The 23280-nt window shown below is 63.5% G+C and carries 18 protein-coding genes; 6 read left to right on the forward strand and 12 right to left on the reverse strand.

Annotation, left to right across the window (positions count from 1 at the left end; translation table 11 throughout):
* Positions 1-97 precede the first annotated feature (97 nt).
* The 12 genes from rpoC to XI03_RS30040 form a co-directional block, all read right to left on the reverse strand.
* On the reverse strand, positions 98-4294 hold the full coding sequence (gene rpoC, locus XI03_RS29985; protein ID WP_028141011.1) for a DNA-directed RNA polymerase subunit beta': 4197 nt from the start codon (positions 4292-4294) through the stop codon (positions 98-100).
* Positions 4295-4423: 129 nt separating this feature from the next.
* Positions 4424-8542 (reverse strand): DNA-directed RNA polymerase subunit beta, encoded by a 4119-nt coding sequence (rpoB, locus tag XI03_RS29990; RefSeq protein ID WP_028141012.1) that lies wholly within the window; start codon positions 8540-8542, stop codon positions 4424-4426.
* Between the two features lie 481 nt (positions 8543-9023).
* Positions 9024-9401 carry a 50S ribosomal protein L7/L12 gene (rplL, locus tag XI03_RS29995; RefSeq protein WP_018322255.1) on the reverse strand — a complete coding sequence of 126 codons (378 nt, stop codon included), beginning with the start codon at positions 9399-9401 and terminating at the stop codon, positions 9024-9026.
* A 54-nt stretch (positions 9402-9455) separates the two neighbouring features.
* Entirely contained in the window at positions 9456-9974 is a 519-nt protein-coding gene (gene rplJ, locus XI03_RS30000; RefSeq protein WP_271594135.1) for a 50S ribosomal protein L10, read from the reverse strand.
* Between the two features lie 579 nt (positions 9975-10553).
* A complete protein-coding gene (locus XI03_RS30005) occupies positions 10554-11507 on the reverse strand; it encodes a 2-hydroxyacid dehydrogenase (RefSeq protein ID WP_271594136.1) in 954 nt (317 codons plus the stop codon).
* Between the two features lie 89 nt (positions 11508-11596).
* On the reverse strand, positions 11597-12289 hold the full coding sequence (gene rplA / locus XI03_RS30010; protein WP_014494487.1) for a 50S ribosomal protein L1: 693 nt from the start codon (positions 12287-12289) through the stop codon (positions 11597-11599).
* 6 nt (positions 12290-12295) lie between these two features.
* A complete protein-coding gene (gene rplK, locus XI03_RS30015) occupies positions 12296-12724 on the reverse strand; it encodes a 50S ribosomal protein L11 (RefSeq protein WP_006611824.1) in 429 nt (142 codons plus the stop codon).
* A gap of 133 nt (positions 12725-12857) precedes the next feature.
* Positions 12858-13412, reverse strand: a complete 555-nt coding sequence (nusG, locus tag XI03_RS30020; RefSeq protein ID WP_008136441.1) for a transcription termination/antitermination protein NusG — start codon at positions 13410-13412, stop codon at positions 12858-12860.
* Positions 13412-13603 (reverse strand): preprotein translocase subunit SecE, encoded by a 192-nt coding sequence (secE, locus tag XI03_RS30025; RefSeq protein ID WP_026202711.1) that lies wholly within the window; start codon positions 13601-13603, stop codon positions 13412-13414. Before secE ends, nusG begins: the two co-directional genes overlap by 1 nt.
* A gap of 366 nt (positions 13604-13969) precedes the next feature.
* Positions 13970-15238: a class I SAM-dependent methyltransferase gene (locus tag XI03_RS30030; RefSeq protein WP_028141015.1), complete on the reverse strand. Its 1269-nt coding sequence runs from the start codon at positions 15236-15238 to the stop codon at positions 13970-13972.
* A gap of 85 nt (positions 15239-15323) precedes the next feature.
* Entirely contained in the window at positions 15324-16343 is a 1020-nt protein-coding gene (locus XI03_RS30035) for a lysylphosphatidylglycerol synthase transmembrane domain-containing protein (RefSeq protein ID WP_271594137.1), read from the reverse strand.
* A 12-nt stretch (positions 16344-16355) separates the two neighbouring features.
* Positions 16356-16943, reverse strand: coding sequence for an SIS domain-containing protein (locus XI03_RS30040; RefSeq protein WP_240536482.1), 588 nt, complete (start codon positions 16941-16943; stop codon positions 16356-16358).
* Between the two features lie 165 nt (positions 16944-17108).
* On the opposite strand from XI03_RS30040, the gene XI03_RS30045 reads away from it, so the two are divergent.
* The 6 genes from XI03_RS30045 to XI03_RS30070 all read left to right on the forward strand — a co-directional run bounded on the left by XI03_RS30045 (position 17109) and on the right by XI03_RS30070 (position 23276).
* Positions 17109-18125: an SDR family oxidoreductase gene (locus XI03_RS30045; RefSeq protein ID WP_271594138.1), complete on the forward strand. Its 1017-nt coding sequence runs from the start codon at positions 17109-17111 to the stop codon at positions 18123-18125.
* A gap of 82 nt (positions 18126-18207) precedes the next feature.
* Positions 18208-19773: a PfkB family carbohydrate kinase gene (locus XI03_RS30050; protein WP_028141019.1), complete on the forward strand. Its 1566-nt coding sequence runs from the start codon at positions 18208-18210 to the stop codon at positions 19771-19773.
* A 27-nt stretch (positions 19774-19800) separates the two neighbouring features.
* Positions 19801-20802 carry an NAD-dependent epimerase/dehydratase family protein gene (locus XI03_RS30055; protein ID WP_028141020.1) on the forward strand — a complete coding sequence of 334 codons (1002 nt, stop codon included), beginning with the start codon at positions 19801-19803 and terminating at the stop codon, positions 20800-20802.
* A 5-nt stretch (positions 20803-20807) separates the two neighbouring features.
* A complete protein-coding gene (locus tag XI03_RS30060; RefSeq protein ID WP_271594139.1) occupies positions 20808-21419 on the forward strand; it encodes a hypothetical protein in 612 nt (203 codons plus the stop codon).
* Positions 21416-22453, forward strand: a complete 1038-nt coding sequence (locus tag XI03_RS30065; protein ID WP_271594140.1) for an aminoglycoside phosphotransferase family protein — start codon at positions 21416-21418, stop codon at positions 22451-22453. Before XI03_RS30060 ends, XI03_RS30065 begins: the two co-directional genes overlap by 4 nt.
* Positions 22428-23276, forward strand: coding sequence for a transketolase (locus tag XI03_RS30070; protein ID WP_271594141.1), 849 nt, complete (start codon positions 22428-22430; stop codon positions 23274-23276). The genes XI03_RS30065 and XI03_RS30070 overlap by 26 nt, the downstream gene beginning before the upstream one ends.
* Positions 23277-23280: the final 4 nt, after the last annotated feature.

Below are 23280 nucleotides of genomic sequence, written 5' to 3' on the forward strand. Positions count from 1 at the left end.
AAAGGTTGATCTCGCATCGCAACAGACAAGCAAAGCAACAAAAAGGCCGGCTTTCGCCGGCCTTTTCATTGTCCTCGGTAGTCCTACGGATGAACGATCATTCCGCGGGCGGCAGCGCAGGAAGCTCCGCTTCCGGCGCGGGCGACACGACCGCCGCCTGCTTCTCGCGCTCGTCCAGGATCAGCTTGTCGCGCTTCATGGCGACTTCGCGAATCTTGGCCATGGAGGCGCCGGTGCCTGCCGGAATCAGCCGGCCGACGATGACGTTCTCCTTGAGGCCTTCGAGCGGATCGACCTTGCCGTTGACCGCCGCTTCCGTGAGGACGCGGGTGGTCTCCTGGAACGAGGCCGCCGAGAAGAAGGAGCGGGTCTGGAGGCTCGCCTTGGTGATGCCGAGCAGAACCGGCGTCCCCGTAGCGATCTTCTTGCCCTCTTCCTTCGCCTTCTCGTTCAGCGCGTCGAACTCGATCTTGTCGACCTGCTCGCCGGAGATCATGTCCGTGTCGCCCTGGTCGGTGACTTCCACCTTCTGGAGCATCTGACGGACAATCACCTCGATGTGCTTGTCGTTGATGAGCACGCCCTGGAGCCGGTAGACCTCCTGGATCTCGTTGACCAGGTAAGCCGCGAGTTCCTCGATGCCCTTGACCGCCAGGATGTCGTGCGGCGCCGGGTTGCCTTCCACGATGAAGTCGCCCTTTTCGACGACGTCGCCGTCCTGAAGGTGGATGTGCTTGCCCTTCGGGATCAGGTACTCGCGCGGCTCGTCGGTCTTGTCCATCGGCTCGATCGAGATGCGACGCTTGTTCTTGTAGTCGCGTCCGAACCGGATGGTGCCCGAGATTTCGGCAATGATCGCCGCATCCTTCGGACGCCGTGCCTCGAACAGTTCCGCCACCCGCGGCAGACCGCCGGTGATGTCACGCGTCTTGGCGCTTTCGGTCGAGACACGGGCGAGGATATCGCCCGGATTGACCTTGGCGCCGACGTCGACCGAGAGAATGGCGTCGACCGACAGCATGTAGCGGGCATCGCCGCCACGGGCGAGCTTGAGCACCTTGCCGTCCTTGCCCTTGACCACGATGGCCGGACGCAGGTCCGCGCCGCCGCGGGTCGAGCGCCAGTCGATGACCACGCGCTTGGCGATACCGGTGGCTTCGTCGAGCGTTTCCGAGATCGACTGCCCCTCGACCAGATCCTCGAAGCCGATGGTACCTTCGACCTCGGTGAGGAGCGGACGGGTGTAGGGATCCCACTCGACGATGCGCTGGCCACGCTTGACCATGTCGCCTTCGTCGACGTGCAGGCGCGAACCGTACTGAACGCGGTGCGTCGCACGCTCGGTGCCGTCGGCATCGACGATCGCCACCACCATGTTGCGCACCATCGCGACCAGGTGGCCTTCGCTGTTGCGGGCGATGGCCTTGTTCCGGATCACGATCTTGCCGTCGAAGTTGGCTTCGACGAACGACTGCTCGTTGAGCTGCGCCGCACCACCGATATGGAAGGTGCGCATGGTGAGCTGGGTGCCCGGCTCGCCGATCGACTGCGCCGCGATGACGCCGACCGCTTCGCCGTGGTTGACCGGCGTGCCGCGGGCGAGGTCGCGGCCATAGCACTTGCCGCAGATGCCGTTGACGAGTTCGCAGGTCAGCGCCGAGCGGATCTTCACCTCCTGCACACCACCCTGCTGGATGGCGTCCAGATGGCTTTCTTCCATCAGCGTATCGCGCTTGATGATCACCTTGCCGGAGCTGTCACGGATATCTTCGCAGGCCGTGCGTCCGAGGATGCGCGAGCCGAGCGAAGCCACCACGGTGCCGGCATCGACGATGGCGCGCATCTTGATGCCGAGCTTGGTGCCGCAGTCGCTCTGTGTGATGATGCAGTCCTGCGCGACGTCGACGAGACGACGGGTCAGGTAGCCCGAGTTCGCGGTCTTCAACGCGGTGTCCGCGAGGCCCTTGCGGGCGCCGTGGGTCGAGTTGAAGTACTCGAGAACCGAAAGGCCCTCCTTGAAGTTCGAGATGATCGGCGTCTCGATGATCTCGCCCGACGGCTTGGCCATCAGGCCGCGCATGCCGGCGAGCTGGCGCATCTGGGCCGGCGAACCGCGGGCGCCGGAGTGAGCCATCATGTAGATCGAGTTGATGTCGGCATCCGCTCCACTCGCCGTCTTCTTGGTGGAGGAGATCTCCTTCATCATCGCCTTGGCGATTTCTTCCGTGGCCTTCGACCAGGCGTCGACGACCTTGTTGTACTTCTCGCCATGGGTGATCAGGCCGTCGTTGTACTGCTGCTCGAAATCCTTCGCCAGCGTACGGGTGGTGTCGACGATCTTCCACTTGGAGTGCGGCACGACCATGTCGTCCTTGCCGAACGAGATGCCGGCCTTGAACGCGTTGTAGAAGCCGAGCGCCATGATGCGGTCGCAGAAGATCACCGTCTCCTTCTGGCCGCAGTGGCGGTAGACCTGGTCGATGACGCCCGAGATCTCGCGCTTGGTCATCAGCTTGTTGATGATCTCGTAGGGGACGCGCGGGTTCTTCGGCAGCAGATTGCCGAGCATGACGCGGCCAGCGGTGGTCTCGATCCAGCGCTTCGAGATCTTGCCGGTCTCGTCGATGCCTTCCCACCGGTACTTGATCTTGGTGTGGAGGTGGATGACCTTCGCGTGCAGCGCGTGCTCGAGTTCGGCCATCTCGCCGAACACCTTGCCCTCGCCGGGCAGGCCTTCGCGCATGATCGAGACGTAGTAGAGACCGAGCACGATGTCCTGCGACGGCACGATGATCGGCTGTCCGTTCGCCGGGTGCAGGATGTTGTTGGTCGACATCATCAGGACGCGCGCTTCCAGCTGCGCTTCGAGCGACAGCGGGACGTGCACGGCCATCTGGTCGCCGTCGAAGTCGGCATTGAACGCGGAGCAGACCAGCGGGTGAAGCTGGATCGCCTTGCCCTCGATCAGCACGGGCTCGAACGCCTGGATGCCGAGACGATGCAGCGTCGGTGCGCGGTTGAGCAGCACCGGATGCTCGCGGATGACCTCATCCAGGATGTCCCAGACCTCGGGCCGCTCCTTCTCGACCAGCTTCTTGGCCTGCTTCACCGTGGTGGACAGGCCCTTGGCGTCGAGCCGCGAATAGATGAACGGCTTGAACAGCTCGAGCGCCATCTTCTTCGGCAGGCCGCACTGATGCAGGCGCAGCTCGGGACCGACCACGATCACCGAACGGCCCGAATAGTCGACACGCTTGCCCAGAAGGTTCTGACGGAAGCGGCCCTGCTTGCCCTTGAGCATGTCGGCGAGCGACTTCAGCGGGCGCTTGTTGGCGCCCGTGATGACGCGGCCGCGGCGGCCGTTGTCGAACAGCGCATCGACCGCTTCCTGAAGCATGCGCTTCTCGTTGCGGATGATGATGTCGGGCGCGCGGAGCTCCATCAGCCGCTTCAAGCGGTTGTTGCGGTTGATGACGCGGCGGTAGAGGTCGTTCAGATCCGACGTCGCGAAGCGGCCGCCGTCCAGCGGCACCAGCGGACGCAAATCCGGCGGAATCACCGGGACCACGGTCATGATCATCCATTCCGGCTTGTTGCCGGAGTGGCGGAACGCTTCCACGATCTTCAGGCGCTTGGCGAGCTTCTTGTGCTTGATGTCGGAGTCGGTCTCCTGCATCTCCAGGCGCAAGGTCGCCTCGAGCTTCTCGAGGTCCATGCCCTTGAGCAGCTCGCGGATCGCTTCCGCGCCGATCATGGCGGTGAAGCTGTCCTGGCCGTACTCGTCCTGCGCCTTCAGATACTCGTCTTCCGACAGCAGCTGGCGGTCCTTCAGCGCGGTGAGGCCCGGCTCGAGCACGACGTAGTATTCGAAGTAGAGGATCCGCTCGAGATCCTTCAGCGTCATGTCGAGCAGCAGGCCGATGCGCGAGGGCAGCGACTTCAGGAACCAGATGTGGGCGACGGGGGCTGCGAGCTCGATATGGCCCATGCGCTCGCGCCGGACGCGCGACAGCGTGACCTCAACCGAGCACTTCTCGCAGATGATGCCCTTGTACTTCATGCGCTTGTACTTGCCGCACAAGCACTCGTAATCCTTGATCGGCCCGAAGATGCGGGCGCAGAACAGGCCGTCGCGCTCGGGCTTGAAGGTGCGGTAGTTGATGGTCTCCGGCTTCTTGATCTCGCCGTAGGACCAGGACAGAATCTTCTCTGGAGACGCGATCGAGATCCGGATCTGGTCGAAGACCTGAGCCGGCGTCGTCGGGTTGAAGAGATTCATAATTTCTTGGTTCATCGTCTTCTCCTCGCGTGCCGGTCGCCTCCGGCCGCAAATTCGAAAATCACTCAAGCAGGGCGCCCTGCCCTCAAGGCATCGGGAGGGGCGCCAATGCCCGGCCGTGAAGGCCGGGCATGAAAGGTCGTGTTACTCGGCCGCTTCCGACGTCGGCGCCGGTCCAACCTTGGAGTTGTGCAGGTCGACGTTGAGGCCGAGCGAGCGCATTTCCTTGACCAGCACGTTGAACGATTCCGGAATACCGGCCTCGAACGTGTCGTCGCCGCGCACGATCGCCTCGTACACCTTGGTACGGCCGGCGACGTCGTCCGACTTCACCGTCAGCATCTCCTGGAGCGTGTACGCCGCGCCGTAAGCCTCGAGCGCCCACACCTCCATTTCGCCGAAGCGCTGGCCACCGAACTGCGCCTTGCCGCCCAGCGGCTGCTGGGTAACGAGCGAGTACGGACCGATCGAACGCGCGTGGATCTTGTCGTCCACGAGATGGTGCAGCTTGAGCATGTAGATGTAGCCCACTGTCACCTTGCGATCGAACGCATCGCCGGTACGGCCGTCATAGACGGTCGACTGACCCGAAGCGTCGAGACCGGCAAGCTTCAGCATCTCCTCGATGTCGGCTTCCTTGGCGCCGTCGAACACCGGCGTCGCGATCGGCACACCGCGGCTGAGGTTATGGCCGAGCTCGATCAACTCGTTGTCGTTGAGCGTCTTGATCGTCTCGTCCTCGCCGTAGACCTTCTTCAAGGTCTCCTTCAGCGGCTTGATGTCCTGCTTCGACAGGTACGCATCGACGGTCTGGCCGATACGCTTGCCGAGGCCGGCGCAGGCCCAGCCGAGATGGGTCTCGAGGATCTGTCCGACGTTCATGCGCGAAGGCACGCCGAGCGGGTTGAGCACGATGTCGGCGTGCGTACCGTCTTCGAGGAACGGCATGTCCTCGATCGGCACGATCTTCGACACCACGCCCTTGTTGCCGTGGCGGCCGGCCATCTTGTCGCCGGGCTGGATCTTGCGCTTCACCGCGACGAAGACCTTGACCATCTTCATCACGCCGGGCGGCAATTCGTCACCGCGCTGAAGCTTCTCGACCTTGTCGAGGAAGCGCTGTTCAAGCCCCTTCTTCGACTCGTCGTACTGCTTCCGCATAGCCTCGATCTCGGCCATCAGCTTGTCGTTCGGCGATGCGAACAGCCACCACTGCGACTTCGGGTACTCCTCGAGCACCGCACGGGTGATCTTGGTGTCCTTCTTGAAGCCCTTCGGGCCGGCAATGCCCTGCCGCCCTTCGAGCAGCTCGGCAAGACGGTTGTAGACGTTGCGGTCCAGGATCGCCTGCTCGTCGTCGCGGTCCTTGGCCAGACGCTCGATCTCTTCCCGCTCGATCGCCAGCGCCCGCTCGTCCTTGTCGACGCCGTGACGGTTGAACACGCGCACTTCCACGATCGTGCCCTGCACGCCCGGAGGAACGCGCAGCGAGGTATCGCGAACGTCGGAAGCCTTCTCGCCGAAGATGGCGCGCAGGAGCTTCTCTTCCGGCGTCATCGGGCTCTCGCCCTTCGGCGTGATCTTGCCGACCAGGATGTCGCCGGCGCGGACTTCCGCACCGATGTAGACGATACCGGCTTCGTCGAGGTTCTTCAGCGCTTCTTCCGAGACGTTCGGAATGTCGCGGGTGATTTCCTCGGGCCCGAGCTTGGTGTCGCGGGCCATCACCTCGAATTCCTCGATGTGGATCGAGGTGAAGACGTCTTCCTTCACGATCCGCTCGGAGAGCAGGATCGAGTCTTCGAAGTTGTAGCCGTTCCACGGCATGAACGCGACGAGCACGTTCCGGCCGAGCGCGAGCTCACCGAGATCGGTCGACGGACCGTCGGCGATGATGTCGCCCTTCTTGACGATGTCGCCGACCTTCACCAGCGGACGCTGGTTGATGCAGGTCGACTGGTTCGAGCGCTGGTACTTCATCAGACGGTAGATATCGACGCCCGACTTGGTCGGATCGAGATCTTCCGTGGCGCGGATGACGACGCGGGTGGCGTCGATCTGGTCGATCACGCCCGAACGGCGCGCCGCGATCGCGGCGCCCGAGTCACGCGCAACCACGCCTTCCATGCCAGTGCCGACGAACGGCGCCTCGGCGCGAACCAGCGGCACCGCTTGGCGCTGCATGTTCGAGCCCATCAGCGCGCGGTTGGCGTCGTCGTTCTCGAGGAACGGGATCAGCGCCGCGGCCACCGAAACCAGCTGCTTCGGCGACACGTCCATGTAGTCGACCTTGTCGGGCGTCACCGGCAAGACTTCGCCGGCATGACGGCAGACCACGAGGTCTTCGGTGAAGCGGCCCTTCGGGTCGAGCGGCACGTTGGCCTGCGCGACCGTGTAGCGGCCCTCTTCCATCGCCGAGAGATACACGACCTCGTCGGTGACGCGGCCATCCTTGACCTTGCGATACGGCGTCTCGACGAAGCCGTACTTGTTCACGCGCGCGAAGGTCGCGAGCGAGTTGATCAGGCCGATGTTCGGACCTTCCGGCGTCTCGATCGGGCAGATGCGGCCGTAATGCGTCGGATGCACGTCGCGCACCTCGAAGCCGGCGCGCTCGCGGGTCAGACCGCCCGGTCCAAGCGCCGAGAGACGACGCTTGTGGGTGATCTCGCTGAGCGGGTTGGTCTGGTCCATGAACTGCGAGAGCTGCGAGGAGCCGAAGAACTCGCGCACGGCGGCAGCCGCCGGCTTCGCGTTGATCAGGTCCTGCGGCATGACCGTGTCGATGTCGACCGAGGACATGCGCTCCTTGATCGCGCGCTCCATGCGCAGCAGGCCGATGCGGTACTGGTTCTCCATGAGCTCTCCGACCGAACGCACGCGGCGATTGCCGAGATGGTCGATGTCGTCGATCTCGCCCTTGCCGTCGCGCAGATCCACCAGCGTCTTGATGACGGAGAGGATGTCTTCCTTGCGCAGCGTACGCTGGGTGTCGGGCGCATCGAGGTCGAGGCGCATGTTCATCTTGACGCGGCCGACCGCGGAGAGGTCGTAGCGCTCGGCGTCGAAGAACAGCGACTGGAACATGGCCTGCGCCGAATCCAGCGTCGGCGGCTCGCCCGGGCGCATCACGCGGTAGATGTCGAACAGCGCGTCTTCACGCGTCATGTTCTTGTCGGCCGAGAGCGTGTTGCGGATATAGGCGCCGACATTGACGTGGTCGATGTCGAGCAGCGGCAGTTCCTTGTAGCCGTGCTCGTTGAGCACCTTCATCGACTTGTCGGTGATTTCCTCACCGGCCTCGGCGTGGATCTCACCGGTCTTCGGGTTGACGAGGTCCTCGGCGATGTAGTTGCCGACCAGCTCCTCATCGGCCATGCGCAGCGCCTTCAGCCCCTTCTCCTGGAGCTGGCGGGCGGCACGGACGGTGAGCTTCTTGCCGGCCTCGAGCACGACCTTGCCGGTGTCGGCATCGATCAGGTCGTTGATGGTCGAGTAGCCACGGAAACGATTGGCGTCGAACGGAACGCGCCAGCCTTCCTTGGTCCGCTTGTAGAGGATCTTCTTGTAGAACGTCGACAGGATCGCCTCGCCGTCGAGGCCGAGGGCGAACATCAGCGACGTCACCGGAATCTTGCGGCGACGGTCGATACGCGCATAGACGATGTCCTTGGCGTCGAACTCGATGTCGAGCCAGGAGCCGCGATACGGGATGACGCGGGCGGCGAACAGCAGCTTGCCCGAGGAATGGGTCTTGCCCTTGTCGTGATCGAAGAACACGCCGGGCGAGCGGTGCATCTGCGAGACGATGACGCGCTCGGTGCCGTTGACGATGAAGGTGCCGTTCATCGTCATGAGCGGAATGTCGCCCATGTAGACGTCCTGCTCCTTGATGTCCTTCACCGACTTCGCGCCGGTTTCCTCGTCGATATCGAACACGATGAGGCGCAGCGTCACCTTGAGGGGGGCCGCGAAGGTCATGCCGCGCTGGCGGCACTCGTCGACGTCGTATTTCGGCTGTTCGAACTCGTAGCGCACGAATTCCAGCATCGAAGTGCCCGAGAAATCGGAGATCGGAAACACCGAGCGGAACACCGCCTGCAGACCCTCGTCGAGACGGCCACCCTGGGGTTCATCGACCATCAGGAACTGGTCATAGGACGCCTTCTGAACCTCGATGAGGTTCGGCATCTCGGCGACTTCCTTGATGTGTCCGAAGAACTTGCGAACGCGTTTGCGACCGGTGAATGTCTGCTGCGCCATCGTGGCCTCTCATTTTCGTCGCCCGCTCTGGGCGAACCGTCCGAGACGCGGCTGCCACCGCTCCCCGGGTTGAATTTTTCGAACCCGCTTTGGGGGCCGGAGACTCAGCTTCAGGCCGGAATGTCCTGAATCTGTTCTTCAGACCTTCAAAACGCAAAACGACGCGCGGGGCGCTGGTGCGCGCCCGCCCGTCACAACGATCGTTTCACGGACTGCAAAAGCCCGAAATAGCTTGCTCTCCCAACGGCTTACAGGGAATCCGCTATCCCTGCCCACCGCGCTTTCGTGCTGCCGAACCGATATGGGGCGACAATAGTGGAGATTCGAGGGGCGAACCCTCAAATCCCCACACTTTTTCGTGTTCGGCCTGCGTCGGGACGTTCCGTCGCACGCCTTTTGCATCAGCTCGCCCCTTTTTGAGGGGCAAGCAGGATCTCGGACCAAGCTTACGCTCGCCCGAGACCTCGCCAGTAAGCGGTGCTTACTTGAGCTCGACCTTCGCGCCAGCCTTCTCGAGCTGGACCTTGATCTTGTCGGCTTCGTCCTTGTTCACGCCTTCCTTGACAGGCTTCGGCGCGCCCTCGACGAGGTCCTTTGCTTCCTTCAGGCCCAGGCCGGTGATGGCGCGGACTTCCTTGATGACCTCGATCTTCTTGTCGCCGGCGCTGGCGAGAACGACCGTGAACTCGGTCTTCTCTTCCGCCGGAGCGGCGGCAGCGCCACCACCAGCCGGGCCGGCCACGGCGACAGCCGCGGCAGCCGAAACGCCCCACTTTTCTTCGAGGAGCTTCGCCAGTTCAGCGGCTTCGAGCACGGTGAGGCTCGAGAGGTCGTCAACGATCTTCTGCAAGTCAGCCATTGTTCAGTTTCCTTACGTGTAAGTCTGGTTCGGGTTTGAGTTTTGCGAAGGGCGTCAGGCCGCTTCGCCCTTTGAGGCATGAGCCTGGATGACGCGCGCGAGCTTGCCCGCGGGCGCATTGGCGAGCTGAGCGATCTTGGTCGCCGGGGCCACAAGCAGGCCGACGATCTTGGCGCGCAGTTCGTCAAGCGACGGCAGCGAGGCAAGCGCCTTCACGCCGTCGACATTCAGGACGGTCTTCCCCATCGAGCCGCCGACGATGACGAACTTTTCGTTCGCCTTGGCGAATTCGATGGCGACCTTTGGCGCCGCTACCGGATCGTTCGAAGTGGCGATCACAGTCGGTCCCTTCAGCATGGGACCGATGGCAATGACGTCAGTGCCTTCAAGAGCAATTTTGGCGAGACGGTTCTTCGAGACCTTCACCGAAGCGCCAGCCTGCTTCATCTGCATGCGCAGCTTCTGCATCTGGGCGACGGTCAGGCCGGAATATTGAGCAACGACCGCGACGCTCGTGGTCTTGAAGACCCCGTTGAGCTGTTCGACCGCTTCCTTTTTTGCCGCTCGTTCCACAGCAAGCTCTTTCCGGTTGGCGGTCATCGCGAAAAGCGGGACCGCCGGGTTGCACCCATCGCCCCACCCAAAACCTGAACCTCCGGGTCAAAACCCATCGGACACGCGCCGGGCGAGACGACGATTCAAAGCCTGCCCTCCGGGAGCTCGTGAGAGCCCACGGCGTGTCGAGGTCCGAACCAGACCCGTTTCGCAACCACCCTTAAGGTGGAAGGCGAAGTGAAATCCGGTCTTCACCCGTCTATGCAGGCCATGCGATTAAGCCCTTGAGAAATCGAAATTCCCCGCGGGCGCCTGCAGTCTTGGACAGGACAAGGTCAGCCGGCGAACCGCCCGACCTCTGCCCGCACTCCACCAGCCGACGGGTCTTTCTTCCTTTTCGGGCAAATCCTCACGGACGTCCTGAAAAGGAATTTCTCCTGTCTTCGGTTTTCGGAATGCGTGCACGAACGCGCCAGCCGAGGCCGGCACGTCCGGAAGCGGTTCTTTAACCGCTCTCCGCCTGCTTGCCAAGAGCAAAATTCACACCAGTTCCAATCCGTTGCCCTGGGCGCTTGATCCGGGCCGATAAGGACCGATTCAGGCCGATTTGATCGCATGAGGCAGCGGCCTGCCCTCGAAGAACGCGGTCAGATTGGCCAAGACGCAGCCTTGCATGGCGACGTGCGATTCGAGAGTGTGGCCGCCGATGTGGGGGGCGAACACCACGTTCGGCAGCGCGGTCAGGGCGTCGGGGGCATGCGGTTCTTTCTCGAAGACGTCGAGGCCGGCGCCGGCGATGGTCTTGTCGGAGAGCGCCGCCACCAGGGCCTGCTCGTCGATGACCGAGCCGCGGGAGATGTTGACGACATAGCCGTCCGCGCCGAGGCGCCCCAGGATATCGGCATTGACGACGTGCTGGGTCTCGGCCCCTGCCCGGACCGCGATCATCAGCACGCTGCACCAGTCAGCCAGTGCCTCCAGGGTCGGGAAATATTGATAGGGCAGATCGTATTTGCTGCGGCTGAAATAGCCGATCTCGCTCTCGAAGGCAGCGCAGCGCGCCGCGATCTTGCGGCCGATCTCGCCCATGCCGTAGACGCCGATGCGGCGGCCGGGCATGCCGGCCTGCGGCCGCATCATCGGCGATTGCTTCGACGCCGCCCAGTCGCCGCTGCGGACATATTGGTCGGCCACCAGGATCCGCCGGGTCGTCGCCAGCATCAGGGTCATCGCGATGTCGGCGACCGAAGCCGCGTTGGCGCCGGGACTGTGACCGACCGCGATATCGCGGCTCGCTGCCGCCTTCAGATCGACGCCGTCATAGCCGGTGCCGTAGCAGACGATGGCGCCGAGCTTGGGAAACAGGTCCATCGCCTCCGCGCCGAGCGGCGAGCCGCCTGCGGTCAGCAGTGCGCGGATGCCACTGAGCTCCTCCGCCGAAAACACCTCGCTAGCGGGCTTGCCACCGGTGTCGAGCAATTCGAAGCGCTCGGCGAAACGCGCCATCATCGACTTGGGAAAACGCGAATAGATCAGGACCTTGTCAGCCATTGTTCTTGTTTCCGGTGAGCCCTGCCACAAACGACGAGGGGCGGAATCGGTTGCCCAATTCCGCCCCTCGCCTCACGCAATTTCCAGACTTAGCCGAGAATGGTGCCCGGCTCGACCTTCACGCCGGGGCCCATCGTCGAGGACACCGCAACGCGCTGGATGTAGGTGCCCTTGGAACCGGCCGGCTTCGCCTTCGAGACAGCATCGGCGAGAGCCTTGATGTTCTCGACCAGCTTCTCCTCGGAGAACGAGGCCTTGCCGACGCCGGCCTGCAGGATGCCGGCCTTCTCGACGCGGAACTCGACCGAGCCGCCCTTGGCACCCTTCACCGCACCGGTGACGTCCATGGTCACGGTGCCGATCTTCGGGTTCGGCATCAGGCCGCGCGGGCCGAGCACCTTACCGAGACGGCCGACCAGCGGCATCATGTCGGGGGTGGCGATGCAGCGGTCGAAATCGATCGAGCCGTTCTGCACCTTCTCGACCAGGTCCTCGGCGCCGACGACGTCGGCACCCGCAGCCTTGGCCTCATCGGCCTTGGCACCGCGGGCGAACACGCCGACGCGGAGCGTACGGCCAGTGCCGTTCGGCAGGGTCACGACGCCGCGGACCATCTGGTCGGCGTGACGCGGATCGACGCCGAGATTGATCGCGACCTCGATGGTCTCGTCGAACTTCGCTTTCGCGCGTTCCTTGACCATCTTGATGGCGTCCGCGAGCGGGTAAAGCTTTTCGCGGTCAACACCTTCGCGGGCTTTGTTCAAACGCTTTCCGATTGCCATGACCGCTTACCCCGCCACTTCCAGGCCCATCGAACGGGCAGAGCCCTCGACCATCTTCATGGCCGATTCGATGGAATCGCAATTGAGATCCTTCATCTTCTTCTCGGCGATCTCGCGCACCTGCGCCTTGGTCACCTTGCCGGCCTTGTCACGGCCCGGCGCCTTCGAGCCGGACTGGATCTTGGCGGCCTGCTTGAGGAAGAAGGACATCGGGGGCGTCTTCATCTCGAACGTGAACGAACGATCGGCGTAGATCGTGATCACGACGGGAATCGGGGTGTTCTTCTCTTCCTTCTGGGTCTGCGCGTTGAACGCCTTGCAGAACTCCATGATGTTGAGACCGCGCTGACCGAGCGCGGGACCGATCGGGGGCGAAGGATTCGCCGCACCGGCCGGGACCTGAAGCTTCAGGTATCCGGTCACTTTCTTTGCCATGTATCACTCCTGTTGTGCCGGCAGGCTGCCAGCGGTTTCAGGTTCGTGGTCTGGGTCGGATGCGGCTGGCAACCGCCCTCTCCCTCCCACGGCCTCTTGCTAACGCGAGACCGAAGTCTCACGCCTCGTCCGGTCAGACCTTCTCGACCTGACCGAATTCCAATTCGACCGGCGTGGCACGGCCGAAGATCGACACCGCGACCTTCACGCGCGAGCGCGCCTCGTCGATTTCCTCGACGACACCCGAGAACGAGGCGAACGGGCCATCGGCCACGCGCACGTTCTCGCCGATCTCGAACGACACCGACGCCTTCGGCCGTTCCACGCCTTCCTGCACCTGGTGCAGGATGCGCATGGCCTCGGATTCCGAGATCGGCATCGGCTTGTTTTCAGCGCCGAGGAAGCCCGTGACCTTCGGCGTGTTCTTGATGAGGTGAAACGCTTCGTCGGTCAGCTTCATCTTCACCAGCACATAGCCGGGGAAGAACTTGCGCTCGGCGTCGATCTTGCGGCCGCGGCGCACTTCCGTGACCTTCTCGGTCGGAACCAGCACCAGCTCGAACAGTTCCTCGAGCCCGCGCTGCTTGGCCTGCTCGCGGATCGATTCGGCGACCTTCTTCTCGAAGTTCGAGTAGGCGTGGACGATGTACCAGCGCTTGTCGGACAGTTGAGCGGTTGCGGTTGCCATCAGTGAATGCCCAGAAGGTAAGTGATGAGGACACGGATGATCTGGTCGGCGGCGAAGAAGAAGATCGAGGCCACGGCGACCATGACGAAGACCATGATGGTGGTGATCGTGGTCTCGCGGCGGGTCGGCCAAGTGACCTTGGCGGTCTCCGAGCGCACTTCCTGCAAGAACTTGAACGGGCTGACTGCCATCGTTTTGATGTCCAACGTCCGTCGACAGACGCGAATGAATTTCAGGGATCCGAACAGCCGCCGTTGGCCCAGCCCTCTGTCTCGAAGGATGAGCCGGAAACCGGGCTCGATTGTTCGGGGATTTCAAAGCCGCGCCGGAGATCCGCGTCTAACGGGCCGGCTGCGAGTGCGGGGTATCTACTGCGGATAGGACCAAAGGTCAAGATATAGAGGGCCCGACTGGACCAGCCGACCTTCCCGGGCGCTAGAGCAGAGCCCAGCCGGATCAAAGGCTTATCCACCCACCCTTCAGGGCGCAATCGCAGCGCCCGTCCGGTTCCTTCCGGACGCTCCCCCGGAGCGTCCGCACTCGGCGCCGTTGCGCGGTCAATCGGCCCGCTCGACCATGGAAATGCCCGGCAGCGGCACCACGAACTTTCCGCCTTCGGCGAAGTAGCGGGCGTGCTTGGCCCGGATCGGGTCGACATAGCGCCAGGCGAAGACGACGACGAACGCCGGCTTGCGCTCGTAAAGGGCGGCAGGCGGCAGGATCGGGATGTCGTAACCCGGGCCGGCCATCACGTTCCCCTTCTTGGGATCGTCGTCGACCAGGAAGTCGATCTTGTTCTCCAGGCCGAACTGCGGCAGCAGCGTCGTGGTGCCGACCGAGACGCCGTAGCCGGCAACGAGCTGCCCGCGCGCATGGGCGGCATCAGCCATCGCGACCAGCTCGTCGCGGATCGCGGCGATCCGCTTCACATAGGGCGCATAATAGGCCGGCTGATCGACGCCCAGCCGTTCTTCCTCGGCGACGAAGCGCGCGACCTCAGCCGACGGCTTCTTGGCGCCACCGGCACGCTGCACGGTCACGCGGATCGAGCCACCCTTGGTCCAGATGTGCTGGACGTCGATCAGCTCCATGCCGAGCCGGGCAAAGAAGCGGATCAGCGGCTTGATGTTAAAATACGACAGATGCTCGTGATAGACGGTGTCGAGCAGGTTCTTCTCGGTGACGTCGACGCCGTATTGCGTTTCGAAGACAAACAATCCGTCCGGCGCGAGCACGTCGCGAACCCCGATCACCAGCGGATCGAGATTGTCGACATTGGCGATCATGTTGTTGGCGATCACGACGCTCGCCGCACCGTGGCTCTGCAGGATGCGGTGACCAATGGCATCGGTGAAGAAGTCGCCGATGGTCTCGATCCCCGCTTCCGTCGCGCGCTTCGCGATGTCCACAGCGGGATCGACACCCAACACCCGCATGCCGCGCTCTTTGAAGAAGCCGAGCAGCGATCCATCGTTGCTGCCGAGTTCGACGACCAGCGAGCCGGGCGCGACACCGAAGCGGCTGACGACGTCGTTGGCGTAGCCGGCGAAGTGCTCGCGCAGACCGAGCGAGAGCGAAGTGGTGTAGACGTAGTTGCGGTACTGGATCTCGGGATTACCGACATGGAGAATCTGGAGATGGCCGCAATCCCTGCACAGATGCAGCGCCATCGGCACCGCAGCGCGGAACACGGGATCGTCGACGCTGGCGTCCGGGACCTGGAAGTTCGGCGTGCCGATCGGCATGCCTGCCATCGGGACGACAAGCTCCTGCTTGTCCGAATGACAGAGGCGGCAGGTGTGGCGGACGTAGAACAGATTTTTCATCGTGGAACCGAAAAATGAGATATGCGATCGGGTGAGGCAATCCCACCCCGTGAAGACCAGACCGCCAGCAACGGACTCAAGCGGGTCATGGGTGGCTCGAGACTTCCTTGCCCAGCCCGTCGTAGCTGGGGGCTTCCTCCGCCGCCTTGGCGGCCTTGTCCGCTGAATACGATCCGCGCTCCGGACTTGCCAGCCAGATCGCGCCGCCGACGAGCCCGATGATCACGCTGATGGCGCCCAGCAGCAGCGAAACCGACAGCGCCTCCTCGGAAGGGACACCCGCCAGACCGAGGCAGGCGACCATCGCCCCCTCGCGAACACCCCACCCGCTGATCGAGATCGGGACCGCCGTCAACAGCACCACGGGCGGAATCAGGATGCCGGCGTCCACCACCGAAAGCTGTGCTCCGACACCGCGCGCCAGGGCGAAGCAGGCCGCCGCGGTCACGAGATGGATGAGCAGCGCCGACCCGAACAGCAAAGCACGGCGCTCGGACTGCAGCAGGAGAAACCTGACCAGCGCTCCGAACCGGACGAAGCTTGCGATCGCCGGATGGGCGGTGAGGCGCTTGGCCAGACGGTCGAGCGTCAACAGAACCACGGTGCCGGCGACGCCGGCCAGCGTCAGCCCGCCGATGGCCAGGATCGCGGCCTGATCGGACACGCGCGACAACAGGAACGGCAATCCGGCCACCATCAGCGCGATCAGCCCGATCAATGCCGTGAAACGGTCGGCTGCAACGCCCTTGACCGCCTCCGGCCACTGCACGCCGCGCTGGCGCAGCAGCCACATCCGCACCGCATCACCGCCGACCGAGGACGGCAACACTTGATTGAACCAGAGGCTGATCATGAGGATCCGCCAGCCCGCGAGCCAGTCCAGCGACACGCCGAGCGCGCGCATGATCAGCTCCCACCGGCCGTTGAGCACGAAGGTCTGGAAGAAGATCAGCGCCAGCGCCAGGACGAACAGCAAAGGATCGACCGAGACGAGATGGCTGCGCAACCGCTGCAGATCGAGGCCGCGCGCGATGTAGACCAGGACGGCAATCGACAGCAGCAGCTTTACCGAAAACAGGGCCGCCTGTTTGAACCGCGACTGCATCGGATGCCCGCCTCAGGATGCCGGATATTCCGCGCGACCGATCACGAGGTCGATCGCGGCCATCATCCAGAACTGGTGCGTGGTCTCGACAATGTTGTAGCTGCGGCTATCGACGAAGAAATTGACGTCGCCGAGATTGCGCAGCGGATTGTCCGCATTCATGCCCGACAGCGTGATCACGTCGAGCTTCATCGTCCGCGCCTGCGCAACCGCGTTGAGGATGTTCTTCGAGCGCCCCGAGGAGCTGATCGCGACGAGGCAGTCGCCGGCACGTGCGCTCAGCCGCACGGCGTGCGCGATCCAGTCCTCGAATCCGTAATCGTTGGCAAGGCACGACATCATGCTCGCGTCGCTGAAGCAGAGCGCAGGCACCGATGCGTTCTTCGCCAGATCGATCGCCAGATGCGAAGCGATGCCGGCCGAGCCGCCATTGCCGATGAAGATAACGCGGCCGCCCTGCTCGCGCGCGCGCAACCATGTGGCGCGGGTGGCGGAGATTGCGGCGAAAGCGCCGTCGTCGATCGCCGTCGCGCGGTGGAGGCGCCCCACGTAATCGTCGAGGAAAGCCTTGTGATCGGGATCGACGGACACGGCGGGCATGGGCTGGCGGCTCGATTGCAACATGACCGGGTGATACCGGCTATTACCAAGGATTGCAAAGGTATAATACTTGCAAAGTCGGCGAGCGGCTGGTAGTCGGCTTTCGGGTTTCACTCAACATTGGCGGGCCTGTTTCGCTGGGCATTCGCGTCACGGATGTTCCTCATGAAATGCATCGTTACTGGCGGCGCCGGCTTCATTGGAAGTCACCTCGTCGATCGTCTCCTCGACGACGGCCACGAGGTCATCGCGCTCGATAATTTCGTGATCGGTCGCCCCGAAAATCTGGCCGCACGCGCCGGTTCGAGCCAGTTGAAAGTCGTCCGGGCCGACGTCACCGATCTCGAGTCGATCAAGCCGTATTTCCACGGTATCGACTGGGTCTTCCATCTGGCGGCGCTGGCCGACATCGTTCCCTCGATCGAGTCCCCGATCCCGTATCATCGCGCCAATGTCGACGGCACGGTCAACGTCCTCGAAGCGGCGCGGCACGCGGGCGCCAAGCGCTTCGTCTACGCCGCCTCGTCGTCCTGTTACGGCATTCCCGACGTCTATCCGACGCCGGAGAGCGCCGAGATCCGGCCGATGTATCCCTACGCGCTTACCAAGAATCTCGGCGAGCAGTGCGTCATGCACTGGTGCCAGGTCTACAAACTGCCTGCGGTCGCGCTGCGCCTGTTCAACGTGTACGGGCCGCGCCATCGCACCACCGGCACCTACGGCGCCGTGTTCGGCGTCTTCATGGCGCAGAAGCTTGCCGGAAAGCCCTTCACGGTGGTCGGCGACGGCGAGCAGACGCGCGATTTCACCTTCGTCAGCGACGTCGCGGACGCCTTCGTCACCGCCGCGCGCTCCGATATCTCGCACGAAATATTCAACGTCGGCTCGGACAACACCTACAGCGTCAACCGGCTGGTCGAGCTTCTCGGCGGCGACAAGGTTCATATTCCCAAGCGTCCGGGCGAGCCCGATTGCACCTACGCCGACATCACCAAAATCAAACGGGTCCTGAACTGGACGCCGAAGGTGAAATTCGAGGACGGCGTCGCGACGATGCTGAAGTCGATGGATCAGTACAAGGACGCGCCCTTGTGGACGGTCGACAAGATCGCCGACGCCACCAAGGACTGGTTCAAATATCTCGGTGACGACGACGGCTCACCGCAGAAGCCAAGCTCTTGAACAGGCTCGCCAGATATCGTTGCTGCGAGTCGATCATTTCAGGCCGGCCATCTGAGACCTGCCGGCGCTTTGGGTAATCCACATGGGTAATGCTGCGACAGACAAGCCGACCGGCCATCCGGCACCGCACGACAAGATCAGGACGATCGAGGAACTGGGCGAGATTGCGCGCGCCGCGCAGGCCAAGGGCCTGACCGTCGCGCTCTGCCACGGCGTGTTCGATCTGGTGCATCTCGGCCACGTCCGGCACATCCTGGCGGCGCGCAACGAGGCCGACGTGGTCATCGTGACCATCACCGCCGACCGTTTCGTCAACAAGGGCCCGGGACGGCCGATCTTTCCGGAGAACATGCGCGCCGAGATGCTGGCCGCGCTCGGCACGGTCGACTGGGTCGGCATCAACCGGACCTCCAGCGCCGAGCCGGTCCTCGATACCGTGCGCCCCGACACCTACGTGAAGGGCTCGGACTACGAGAATCCCGAGGATGACGTCACCGGCAAGATCGCCACCGAGCGCGAGGCCGTCGAACGTCATGGCGGACGGATCGTCTTCACGCGCGACGTCACCTTCAGCTCGTCGTCGCTGCTGAACCGCTATTTCGACATCTACGATCCCCCCCTGCGCGACTACCTCCAGAAGGTACGCGAAGGCGGCGGCGCCGAACGCCTGCTGAAGCTGATCGACAAGATCCAGGACATGCACGTCGTGCTGGTCGGCGATACCATCATCGACGAATACCAGTACGTCACGGCGCTCGGGAAGGCTTCGAAGGAGAACATCGTCGCCACTCTGCTCAAGAATGGCGAGCAATTTGCCGGCGGCGTCATTGCCGCGGCCAATCACGTGGCGAGCTTCTGCAAGTCGGTGGAGATCGTCACGACGCTGGGCGGCAACGACTACCCCGAGGAGTTCATTCGCGCGCATGTCCGCCCGAATGTCACGCTGACGCCGATCCGCATTCAGGGCCGACCGACGACCCGCAAATTGCGGTACGTCGAGATGGGCTATCTGCACAAGCTCTTCGAAGTCTACACCATGGACGACACGCCGCTCGACGAGGCCGAGCGCAAGGAGATCGACCGAATCACCGCCGAGCGCGTTCGTGGCGGAGACGTGGTGATCGTCACCGATTTCGGTCACGGCATGATCGCGTCCAGCACCATCGACACGCTCATCGCGAACTCCAAGTTCCTGGCGGTCAACGCCCAGAGCAACAGCGGAAACCACGGCTACAATCTGATCACGAAATATCCGCGGGCCGACTACGTCTGCATCGACGCGCCGGAAGCGCGGCTGGCCGCGACCGACAAGTTCAGCGACATCGCGTCGGTGATCGAGAATCGCCTGCACGGCAAGATCGATTGCGACAACATGATCATCACGCACGGCTCCTTCGGCTGCTACCCCTTCTCGTCGAAGACCGGCGTCGCGCGCGTGCCCGCTTTCACCAAGACCGTCGTCGACACGGTCGGCGCCGGCGACGCCTTCCTGACGATCACGGCGCCGCTGGTGGCGGCCGGCGGCAATATCGAGGACGTCGCCTTCATCGGCAACGCGGCAGGCGCGATCAAGGTCGGCATCGTCGGTCACCGCAACTCGGTCGAAAAGGCGCCGCTGGTCAAATTCGTCACCGCGTTGTTGAAGTAACGCGAACCGGAAATCTGGAGAACGACAGTGATTGATCAGAAATGGAACGTGATGGTCACCGGCGGCGCCGGCTATGTCGGCAGCGTGCTGGTTCCCCAGTTGCTGGCAGCGGGCCACAAGGTCACGGTGCTCGACCTGTTCATGTATGGCGAATCCGTCTTCGACGCGGTTCGCAACAATCCGAACCTTCGCCTGATCAAGGGCGACATCCGCGATGAGGCCGCGATCAACGAGGCCCTGCGCGGCAACAATGCGGTGATCCACCTCGCCTGCATCTCCAACGACCCCTCGTTCGAGCTCGATCCGGGGCTCGGCAAGTCCATCAACTACGACTGCTTCCGCCCCATGGTGCGCGCCGCGAAGAAGGCCGGCATCAAGCGCTTCATCTACGCCTCCTCCTCGAGCGTCTACGGCATCAAGGACGAGGCCGAGGTGACCGAGGAACTGTCCTGCGAGCCGCTCACGGACTACTCCAAGTTCAAGGCGATGTGCGAGACCGACCTCGCCGAAGAGGCCGCGGCCGGCTTCGTCACCTGCACGGTTCGTCCCGCCACCGTCTGCGGCTATGCACCGCGGCAGCGGCTCGACGTCGTGGTCAACATCCTGACCAACCTCGCGGTCAACACCGGCCGCATCCGCGTGTTCGGCGGAACGCAGAAGCGGCCCAATCTGCACATCGAGGACATGTCGGCGGCTTATCTGTTCCTGCTGCAGCAGGATGACGCGAAGATCGACGGCAAGACCTACAATATCGGCTACGAGAACCACTCGCTGATGAAGATCGCCGACATCGTCAAATCGGTGGTCGGAAACAACGTCGAGGTCGCCGTCGAGCCGACCGACGATCTGCGCTCCTACCACGTCTCCTCGGAGAAGATCCGCCGCGAACTCGGATTTGCACCGACGCACACGATCGAGCAGGCCGTGTCCGGCCTCGTGGACGCCTTCAGGTCCGGCCGCCTGCCGAACTCGCTCAACGATCCCCGGTATTTCAACATCAAGATGATGCAGAACATCAGCCTGAAGTGAGCGGCGTGCGGATCGGCATCGATTTCGACAACACGATCATCTGCTACGACAAGGTCTTTGCCGCCGCGGCGCGTCAGCGCGACCTGGTGCCGGAGGGCTGGGAGGGGCTGAAGAACGATGTGCGGGATCTCTTGCGATCCCGCACGGGTGGCGAGCTCGCCTGGCAAGGCCTGCAAGGCTTCGTCTACGGCAAGGGCATTGGCGGCGCCGAAATTTATCCGGGCGTGCGCGAATTCCTCGCGGCGTGCAGACAGGCCGGCGCCAGGGTGTACATCGTCAGCCACAAGACCCGATTCGGTCATCAGGACCCCGACCATACCGACCTGCGCGAGGCCGCACGCGGCTGGCTGCGTGGCGCCGGCCTCATCGACGCTGCGGAGGCGGCAGTGGCCAGCGGCGATGTTTATTTCGAGGACACGATGGCGGCCAAGGTCGACAGGCTCGCGAGCCTGGAGCTGGACATCTTCATCGACGATCTCGTGGAGGTCTTCGAGCAGCCGCATTTCCCGAAGGACACGCGATCGATCCTGTTCACGCATTCGCAGTCCCCGCACCCCGAACATTGCACGCCGATCGCGACATGGGCCGGCATCCGCGACGAGGTGTTTGCGGCATGAGCGAGCCCGACATCAGCGCAGCGGATGCGATCTCGATCGGCAGCCGCCTTGCCGGAGCAACGGTCGCGGCCGCCCACCCGGCGCGGTCCGGCGGCAACAACAGGGTGTTTCGGCTGGAGATGGCGGAGGGTCCACCCCTCGCCCTCAAGCATTATCCGTCCGACGGGCGCGACCGGCTGGGACAGGAATATGACGCGCTGACGTTTCTGTCGCGCCATGGGATTACATCGACGCCGCGGCCGATTGCAAAGGACGCGGATGCGTTCTGCGCGCTGTATCAATGGTTCGACGGTGACGCGGCGGTGCTGCGTCCCCGGGACGACGATGCCGACCAGCTGGCCGATTTCCTGATCGAATTGCAGAAGCTGCGCGACGCCGAAGGTGCGCAGACCTTGCGCAATGCGTCAGCCAGCATCTTTTCACCCGAGGAAGCCATCGCCCAGTACGAGCAGCGCCTCGACGGGTTGACGCGCGAGTCGCAGGATCACCCCGAGCTGCGTACGTTCATCGACGGCAGCCTGGTTCCCAGCACGGCCGTCGCCATCCGAAGGCTCCGCCAACGTTATGCGGAACTGGGGCGGGATCCCGCAGCGGACCTTCTGCCCGCGCATCGCGCATTGAGCCCGTCCGATTTCGGACTGCACAACGCGCTGCGCGGCGAAGACGGCCGCCTGCGCTTCATCGACTTCGAATATTTCGGCTGGGACGATCCGGTCAAACTGCTGTCCGATACCGCGATCCACCCCGGCAGCGATCTGCCCGCAACAAGCGCGAATCGCCTCATCGAACGCCTCACGCAAGCCTTTGCGGCTAGGGATGACGCGTTTGCGATCCGCCGTGACGTACTGTATCCTGTGTTCGGGGCGATCTGGTGCCTGATTGTCCTGAATGCCTATTTGCCCGAAAGCCGCTCCCGGCGCGCCTTGGCTGCGCAAGGTGGCGATCTGACGGTCCGCCTTGCCGGTCAGCTCGACAAAGCACGCCGGCTTCATCAAACGATTTGCCAACGTGATCCAGATCTCACCCCACGCTGAAGCCGCCCTCACCTGCACGCTGGACGAGCGCAGTCTCTATTTGCGCCGCCTGGTCCTTGGTTCTGTTCGCTCCGCAGGACGCGGCCATGTCGGTCCGGCCCTGTCGCTGATCGAAATGGTCCGCGTGCTCTACGACGACATCCTGCGGATCGATCCGAACAACCCGCGCGATCCGGAACGCGACCGCGCGATCCTCAGCAAGGGGCACGGGTGCCTGGCGCTCTACGCGCTGCTCGCCGATCGCGGCTTCTTCCCGCTGTCGGAGCTCGACGGCTTTTGCGGCTCCGACAGTATCTTGGGCGGACATCCCGAATACGGCATGGTGCCGGGTGTCGAGGCGTCGACCGGCGCGCTCGGACACGGCCTGTCGATCGGCGTCGGCCTTGCGCTCGCCGCCCGCATGCGCGAGCGCAATTACCGGACCTTCGTGCTGCTCGGCGACGGCGAGATCAACGAAGGATCGGTGTGGGAGGCCGCCATGGGCGCGGCCAAGCACGGGCTCGACAACCTCGTCGCGATGATCGACTACAACAAGCTTCAGAGCTACGGCCCCACCGACTACGTGCTGCCGCTGGAGCCGCTTGCGGACAAATGGCGCAGCTTCGGCTTTGCCGTGCAGGAGCTCAACGGCCACGACGTCGGCGCCCTGCGCACCGTCCTGAAGCAGGTCCCGGCCGTACCGGGCAAGCCCACCGCGATGATCTGCCATACCGTCAAGGGCAAGGGTCTGCCGCCCGCAGAATCCAACGCCGATTGGCATCACAAGAACAAGCTGTCCGACAGTGAGCTCGACGCCATCCGCGTCGCCGTCGGCGATTTTTGATCGG

Source organism: Bradyrhizobium sp. CCBAU 65884 (assembly GCF_028128835.1).
Taxonomy (GTDB): domain Bacteria; phylum Pseudomonadota; class Alphaproteobacteria; order Rhizobiales; family Xanthobacteraceae; genus Bradyrhizobium; species Bradyrhizobium ottawaense.